Genomic DNA, 7,492 nt, shown 5'->3' with positions numbered 1-7,492 from the left:
ACCCGGGGCGGTTCAGTTTAGTGGATAGAGCAAGGCTTAATCAATTGCCAGCTTCTCGCGATTCCTCTCAAGAATAGCCTTGCCAATGCCCTTTACTTCGATCAATTCATCGATGGAGGTAAACTCGCCATTGGCGTCCCGGTAAGCAACGATGGCATCGGCCTTGTTTTTTCCGATACCTGCCAGTTCTTTCTGAAGCATTTGCGCATCAGCGGTATTGAGATTGACCTTATCGTTACGTTGCTCGTGAACGGCCGCGGGCGCTGCGTTTTCCATGGTGGCGGGCGACACGGCGGAGGAAGACGGTGCCGCAGTGGCGTTGACCGCAACCGAGGCACTGGTAAGCAAGGCAAAGATCAAAGCACTGAAGATACGGGTTCGCATAGATAAGGCTCCATAACAGTTAAAGGCAGCATTTCACATGCTGTGCCTGAAACTTAGAGCACTGCTGCCGCCTGGAAAAGAAGTCGAGCGTTGCTGTCTATGTCCAGATCAATCAACGTATGTCTGCCGTTGCCGGGCACTCGGTAATCGTTGATCAAATCACGGTTCGCCGCTGCGTTCCTGATACATCCAGTCAACGATTTCACCTTCCGGTGCATACCCGTTTACGGTTTCTCGCAGCAATTGACGCACGCTGTTGTAATCGTCGCGATCTACCGCATCCAGCAGTTTTACAAGACGGCCCTTCAAGACATCCCACTGCAGGAAATCTTCATTCGCACTCATGATCATCGGGTGCTCGGTGGCAACGACGTTGTCCCCGATCAACAGCTCTTCATAGAGCTTTTCACCAGGACGCAGCCCGGTGAATTCGATGGAGATATCTCCCTGCGGGTTTTTTTCGGAGCGAATGGACAGACCGGACAGGTGGATCATTTTCTCGGCCAGTTCGACAATCTTGACCGGCTCGCCCATGTCCAGAACGAACACATCTCCACCATGCCCCATGGAACCCGCCTGAATGACCAGCTGCGCGGCCTCGGGGATGGTCATGAAGTAACGGGTGATCTTGGGATGCGTCACCGTCAACGGTCCGCCTGACTGGATCTGCTTGTGAAACAGCGGAATAACCGAACCGGACGACCCGAGCACATTGCCGAAACGAACCATTGTGAAGCGCGTCTTGTTGACCTGATAAACGTTGGCCTTGTCACCGAATATCAACGGCGCGGTCTCGCGACTCAGCGCCTGCAGTATCAGTTCGGCAAGGCGCTTGGTGCTGCCCATCACGTTGGTCGGGCGCACTGCCTTGTCGGTGGAAATCAGAACGAAGTTGGAAACACCCGCCTGCAACGCCGCCTGTGCGGTATTGAGCGTACCGACGACGTTATTGATGACTCCCTCGGCAATATTGTGCTCGACCATAGGGACATGCTTGTAGGCTGCAGCGTGATAGACCGTGTCGACCTTCCAGGTTTTCATGATCGACAGCAGCTTGGGGTGATTGCGTACCGACCCGAGTATGGGCAGCAACTTGACCGAGAGAGACTCGCGAGCCGCTCGCTGCTCAAGCTCGGTAAGAATGCTGTAGAGGTTGAACTCGCTGTGGTCGAGCAACAGCAACTGGGTGGGCTGCAACAGTAATATCTGTCGGCACAACTCTGAGCCGATCGAGCCGCCTGCGCCGGTTACCAGCACCGTTTTGCCCTTTATGCAGTGCTCAAGCAGGTTGTCTCGGGCCGGAACTGCATCGCGTCCCAGAAGGTCCGCGATATCGACTTCCTGAAGATCGTCTACCTTGACCCTGCCAGCGGCAAGGTCCATGAAGCCGGGAACGCTTCGTACGTGGAGCGGAAAGCCTTCCAGAAAGCCCAGAATTTCCCGGCGACGCCCGCGCGATGAAGACGGGATCGCCAACAGGATTTCCTGAGCACCAGTGGAATCTATCATTCGCTGGATATTTCGGGGCTTGTAGACCTGAAGGCCGGAAATCACCCGATTGGAAATCGATTCGTCATCGTCAATGAACGCCACCGGATGCATAAGGCGTCCCATGCGCAAGGCAGCAACCAATTGGTTTCCTGCCGCGCCAGCGCCGTAAATGGCGACCTTCTGCAGACCGTTGTCACTCTTGGCAAAGGGTACGTGTTGCGCTGCGGCAAACCAGTCGCCGAGAAAATACTGGCGCATGGCCAGGCGCAGGCCGCCGATCATCACCATGCTCAGCCACCAGTAGTTGAAGATGACCGAGCGCGGCACCAATTGCTGGTGATTGCTGTAAACGTAGACCATGCAACCGAGGATCAGAGAGGACATCGTGACGGCCTTGATGATCGCAATCAGGGCGTCGTTGCCGAAATAGCGCATCACCGCGCGGTACATGCCAAAACGAATGAACAATGGGATAGCAGCCAGCGGCGCACTGATGAAAAGCCAGGTATGTTTTTCCAGAGGATTGATCAACTCATCAATTCCCAAGCGCACGACAAACGACATCCACAGCGCGAGCCAGACAAGAAGAACGTCAGCAGCGACCTGAATTATTCGCTTTTTGCGGCGTGGTAGAGCCAGCAAACTGGCCCGCAACCTGCTCATCAATTGTTTAATGCTCCGTTATGATACCGGCTGAACCATCACCTCATACCAGTATCTGTGAAACAGCTACGAGCCTGAGACAACCAGAAAACCGCTTCGTTACCTGATTTCCGCCTCACCGGCGCGGAACCTTAGCGCCAGAAAAACAAGGGGGATGTACGCAATTACCGTCCATATCAGCCCTTCGCCATCGCCCAGTGCCACCCACATCGCAATAGGTAACAACCAGACCAGATTGATCAGCCCCACAGCCAGCGTGACCGGCGAATGCCTGCCGTAATGACGTGACGCGAACTGATAAGCATGGCTGCGATGGGCCTCATAGAGCTTTTCCTTGCGCAACAGACGCCGGACAAGCGTTACCGTGGCGTCGACAATAAACACACCCAGCAGAATCAGCCAGGACCAGAGTAACTGAGGCGAGGCCCAGGAACCCTGAATGGATAGCACACCGAGCACTATTCCGAGAAATCCGCTGCCTGCATCGCCCATGAATATCTTCGCTGGCGGAAAATTCCAATAAAGGAAACCGGCAACGGCGGCAGCCAGCAAAAGCACCTCCCACGACAGCCCGACATAGTCACCGAGCGCATAAATGATGCTCATACCCAGGCACACCGTAACTGCCTCGATACCAGCGATCCCGTCAATACCGTCCATGAAGTTATAAAGATTCAACATCCATACCAGGTAGAACGCCGCGAGTACCTGGCCGACTGCACCAGGGGTGAATGTCCACCCCATGATGTCAACCGGAGCGAGCCCGTCCAGCCAGAACAACGCCCAGGCAGCGGCAAAAAAATGCCCCAGCAGGCGCCATCGTGCGGCGATGTGCCCATGATCGTCCATGAAACCGATCACGGCGACCAGCCCTCCCGAGCCGACGATTGCAGCAAGAGCCGATGCAGATAGATCCCCCGCCCAAGCCAGAACTGCCATCGCCATGACAAAGGTAACGACGATAGAAACGCCACCGCCCCTGGGTGTAGGTGTGGAATGTGAGCTGCGGGCATTTGGAACGTCGATCAAACTTCTGGCGAGGGCATACTTGCGCAGCAACGCCGTCAGAAGCAGAGACACAAAGGCAATAGCAATGACTGACAACCACTCAATCATGTTTGTCGTGTTCCAGATAATATCGAGCAGTATCCTGCATGGCGTGTTCAATACTCACAGGTGGATGCCAGTCCAGCATCGTACAGGTTTTACTGATATCGACCTGCAGCGAGCTGCATAACCGTTGTGAAAAGGCTTTCTTGCCAAGCAATGCAGCAGCGCTTTTCAACAGCCCTGCAGGCACCGGCAGCAAGCGTGCCGGTTTTCCGAGGGCCTTGCCCATTTCACGCAGAAGTCGGGTAGTGGACAGATCGTCCCCGTCACTGACCAGAAATGTCTGGTCACCTGCAGCAGGATGATCGACGCAGACCATGGCCAGATCAGCCAGATTATCCACCGCCACCAGGCTTCGACGATTGTTGATGGACCCGAGCGGAAGCGGCAGCCCCTTGTCGAGCCAGCGCATCATGCTCTTGAAGTTGGCCTTGACCCCCGGGCCATAGACCAGAACCGGACGAATAATCACAACCTGCATACCGGATCGGGCAGAAAGCTCGCGTAGCCCCTCCTCGGCCTTCTGCTTGGAAACACCATAAGCGTCCAGTGGATTACAGGGATCGTCGGCTCTGAACGGCGCACCGGGATGGGTGAACTCGCCGTTGGCCTTGATGGAGCTGAGGAAGATAAAGCGCCTGACCCCCGCTGCTGCAGCTTGCTCGGCAAGATTCAGCGTCGCAGTGACATTGGCGCGAAAGTATTCCTGATCCGGCTCGTCAGCAGTCTCATTGAGTACATGGACCCGGGCAGCACAATGAATAACTACATGCGCCCCGGTCACAAGATCAGACCATTGGTTATCCGGGGCCAGAGACTCTGCGCTGACAACATTGATGCGTTCTGAAGAGCAGCTATAGGCCCCTCGCACCGCGACCCGAACAGAATGACCGGTATGCTCAATCAATCGGCGCACCACAGCACTGCCCACGAAACCTGTCGCACCTGTTATTGCAACCAATGCAACATCACCGCTCATGCAAGAACGCCCTTCCAAATTAGCCAAATATTCCGTATATGACGCTTTTTGACAACTGAAATATCTTCAATTCATTTTATAACTTTCCAGCTGGCGTAAGAACCCTTTTCGGCAACGCACCTGAATCAACTGTATAAATCCCTGCATCAGTGCCCTCCGGCCTTCAGTGTGGGCCAGAGGTGATTTACACTAAACCGGGTCAGGTGCACACCTTGAAAATTCAATTACCCCCCAACCATAACTAGCACGCTCGCCCCTCAAGGAATAAGCAGTTCCACGGTTCTTTTTTCAAGCGAGTATTTACGACCCAGAATATTCCCCAGCATCTTTTTCGCAGTTGCCTCGCCATGCACCAGTCGAATCTGCGCAGACCACTCTTTCATGCCGGTCACGAAACTGACAAGTCCTGCCTGATCCGCATGGGCGGAGTAACCTTTGGCAGTATGAACCCCTGCGTGGATATCAAAGCGTTCACGATCCAGTTCGACATAGCCACCCAAAGGACCGTGCATCTGGATGGCTGCACCGGGTGTTCCCTTGCCCTGATAGCCGACAAACACCACGTTATGCCTGGCATCGCCCAACATGGCTTTCAGGTAATTGACGGTACGCAGGTGCTCCTCATGCGTATCGACGGTGATCAGCTGCTCGAAACCCAGCGGCTTTCTGCCAGCGTCAAGCCTTAGCCGGGCATCCTCATCCCAATAGTCTTCGAATGCCTGATAAACCTTCGTGAACCGGCTCGCCAGAGGTGAGTCAAGAATGATCGGCAATCTCGACCAATCGGCAGGCGGTACTTCACCTCCAGCCGGGAGCGCACTGTTTTCGACAGAGTGATTCAACGGCATTTTGCGCCGCAGAATGTCCTCCAGCTCGTAGAGCAATTCCTGAGTACGGCCGATGCTGAACGCAGGTATCAGAACGGTGCCGTTATCTTCGAGTGCCTTGTCAATGATCTGCTCAAGTGCTTGCTGGCGAATGCTGCGATCCTCGTGAAGGCGATCACCGTAAGTGCTTTCCAGAATCAGAACATTCGCTCGCTCCGGAGGCTTGGGGGCGGGCAGAAACGGTGTATGACTTGCGCCCAGATCACCGGAGAACACCACACGCATGGAACGCTCTTGCACAGGGTAATGCAGATCGCACTCGATATAAGCAGAACCGAGTATATGTCCGGCACGCTGCAGACGAACCCTGCAGTGCAATGTTTCGTGGTCGACCAGACTGAACCAGTTATCGAATGGCAGCGCGATGATTCTCTTGTTGATGAGTTCCAGGTAGCGCTGTACTTGTTCGGGGTCATGCGCAAACTCGATCTTCAGAATATCTTCCATGACCAGTGGCAGCAGATGAGCACTGGGCTCGCTGCACAGTATGGGTCCCTTGTAGCCAGAGGCCAGCAACTCGGGGATACGTCCGACATGGTCATTGTGCACATGGGTGACCAGCAGCGCCCTGATCGTCTCGGGATCGAACCCGAACGAGGCGGCACGCTCACCGCGCTCCTGCACCGAGCCGCAGTCGATCAACAGGTTGCTCGAGGCGTCCATACACAATTGATGACAGGAACCAGTTACCGTATCGACAGCACCGTGATGAATGATTTCCGGATAAGACATGCAGTTACCTTTTCTTGCCAGCCTGTACTTGATGTTTGCAACATCCGGCATCGGATCTGAACAGTAAGTTTCGGCGCATTCTGCACGTGAAAGGCTTATTTTCAAGACTTGACACAAAGCTGTCAGGACAGCAGCAATCGGCGCTGCTAAAGAAGATAACCGGCTACCCCTTTAGAATGGGCACCTGAATTAAAAAAGAGATTAATCCTACACACTGAAGTAACTACTCTTCGTACAACAGAAGAATAAACTGACAGAATTATAAGTCCGATTTTTGAAGAATACCGACGATAAGCGTGAAGCACACGCCAGCCTCGAAACGCCGCATGCCATTCGATGGGGTGCAAGGGCGTGGAGAATACGCATATTACGTCGCCAGAAATGCCTTCGGCGACGCCTGATCAGCGCTGCTCAAACGGAGCGAGGGGAAGGCGTACGTTTTTTGCGAAGACTGGATATCCATGTCAGCACCGGACCGATAACCATGCCCAGCAGCAGAGCGAGGACAACAGGCAATGCCAACGGAAGCTGAGGCGCTGACCAGCCGAAAAAAGTTACCGCGACAGATTGCCGGTTTTCAAGAACGAACACGGCTGTTGCCAAGACAGCAAGCAACACGGCGACGATCAAAATGACTCGTTTGAAGATACGCATCTGATGATCCTGTGGTGAATGGCTTCAAAAGCCCTCTTCTTCATCCTCATTGACCCGATCCCGCAGCTCTTTGCCCGGCTTGAAATGCGGGACAAATTTGCCGTCGAGGCTGACCGACTGACCGGTCTTCGGGTTGCGCCCTACTCGCGGTGCACGGTAATGCAGCGAAAAGCTGCCAAAGCCCCGAATTTCAATTCGGTCACCGGTCGCCAGGCACTGGGACATTTGTTCAAGCATGGTCTTGATGGCCAGCTCGACATCCTTGGATGAGAGCAGCCCTTGATGGGTGACAATTCGTTCGATCAACTCCGACTTCGTCATATTTTTCCCTTCTTTTTCAAGCAGCTAGATCAGCGCTTGGAAGGTTTTAGCATGACCGGATGAATTTGAACAGCCCATCTATTGACTTATGTTCAATACTGTCTACCAGGCATGAAAAGATTACACCCACATTACAGGCGAGACGTATCGGAAGGGAGCTGGAGCATTCGAAGAATAGAGACGGCCTGAGAGGCCACTGAGGACATTTGGCAGCGCCTGTGCAGACATTCCTGAAACAAGAACCTGTAAGGCCTTAGGGAAGCTCCGAGCA

The 7,492-nt window shown here is 54.1% G+C and carries 7 protein-coding genes; all 7 read right to left on the bottom strand.

From position 1 onward, the window contains the following. Positions 1-36 precede the first annotated feature (36 nt). The 7 genes from ALO64_RS18875 to ihfB all read right to left on the bottom strand — a co-directional run bounded on the left by ALO64_RS18875 (position 37) and on the right by ihfB (position 7,221). The gene (locus tag ALO64_RS18875) at positions 37-384 is read right to left on the bottom strand and encodes a ComEA family DNA-binding protein (RefSeq protein ID WP_044345380.1); all 348 of its coding nucleotides are present in this window, start codon (positions 382-384) and stop codon (positions 37-39) included. Between the two features lie 159 nt (positions 385-543). After that, entirely contained in the window at positions 544-2,538 is a 1,995-nt protein-coding gene (locus tag ALO64_RS18870; RefSeq protein WP_044345379.1) for a polysaccharide biosynthesis protein, read from the bottom strand. A 99-nt stretch (positions 2,539-2,637) separates the two neighbouring features. Further along, complete coding sequence (locus tag ALO64_RS18865; protein ID WP_005731293.1) at positions 2,638-3,654, bottom strand: MraY family glycosyltransferase; 1,017 nt, start codon at positions 3,652-3,654, stop codon at positions 2,638-2,640. Further along, positions 3,647-4,627, bottom strand: a complete 981-nt coding sequence (locus tag ALO64_RS18860) for a UDP-glucose 4-epimerase family protein (RefSeq protein ID WP_005731292.1) — start codon at positions 4,625-4,627, stop codon at positions 3,647-3,649. The genes ALO64_RS18865 and ALO64_RS18860 overlap by 8 nt, the downstream gene beginning before the upstream one ends. Positions 4,628-4,884: 257 nt before the next feature. After that, positions 4,885-6,246, bottom strand: coding sequence for an MBL fold metallo-hydrolase (locus ALO64_RS18855; protein WP_044345377.1), 1,362 nt, complete (start codon positions 6,244-6,246; stop codon positions 4,885-4,887). 411 nt (positions 6,247-6,657) lie between these two features. Beyond that, positions 6,658-6,900 (bottom strand): lipopolysaccharide assembly protein LapA domain-containing protein, encoded by a 243-nt coding sequence (locus ALO64_RS18850; RefSeq protein WP_044345375.1) that lies wholly within the window; start codon positions 6,898-6,900, stop codon positions 6,658-6,660. A gap of 24 nt (positions 6,901-6,924) precedes the next feature. After that, positions 6,925-7,221, bottom strand: coding sequence for an integration host factor subunit beta (gene ihfB / locus ALO64_RS18845; RefSeq protein ID WP_002554561.1), 297 nt, complete (start codon positions 7,219-7,221; stop codon positions 6,925-6,927). Between the last annotated feature and the right edge of the window lie 271 nt (positions 7,222-7,492).

Origin of the sequence: Pseudomonas meliae, from assembly GCF_001400515.1 — a bacterium.
Taxonomy (GTDB): Bacteria; Pseudomonadota; Gammaproteobacteria; order Pseudomonadales; family Pseudomonadaceae; genus Aquipseudomonas; species Aquipseudomonas amygdali.
This window is presented reverse-complemented; position numbering and strand designations above follow the sequence as displayed.

Excerpts from the sequence above, each read along its gene's own strand:
- ALO64_RS18870 (WP_044345379.1), bottom strand. The coding sequence starts at position 2,538 with ATGAGCAGGTTGCGGGCCAGTTTGCTGGCTCTACCACGCCGCAAAAAG.
- ALO64_RS18875 (WP_044345380.1), bottom strand. The coding sequence starts at position 384 with ATGCGAACCCGTATCTTCAGTGCTTTGATCTTTGCCTTGCTTACCAGT.
- ALO64_RS18860 (WP_005731292.1), bottom strand. The coding sequence starts at position 4,627 with ATGAGCGGTGATGTTGCATTGGTTGCAATAACAGGTGCGACAGGTTTC.
- ALO64_RS18865 (WP_005731293.1), bottom strand. The coding sequence starts at position 3,654 with ATGATTGAGTGGTTGTCAGTCATTGCTATTGCCTTTGTGTCTCTGCTT.
- ALO64_RS18855 (WP_044345377.1), bottom strand. The coding sequence starts at position 6,246 with ATGTCTTATCCGGAAATCATTCATCACGGTGCTGTCGATACGGTAACT.
- ihfB (WP_002554561.1), bottom strand. The coding sequence starts at position 7,221 with ATGACGAAGTCGGAGTTGATCGAACGAATTGTCACCCATCAAGGGCTG.
- ALO64_RS18850 (WP_044345375.1), bottom strand. The coding sequence starts at position 6,900 with ATGCGTATCTTCAAACGAGTCATTTTGATCGTCGCCGTGTTGCTTGCT.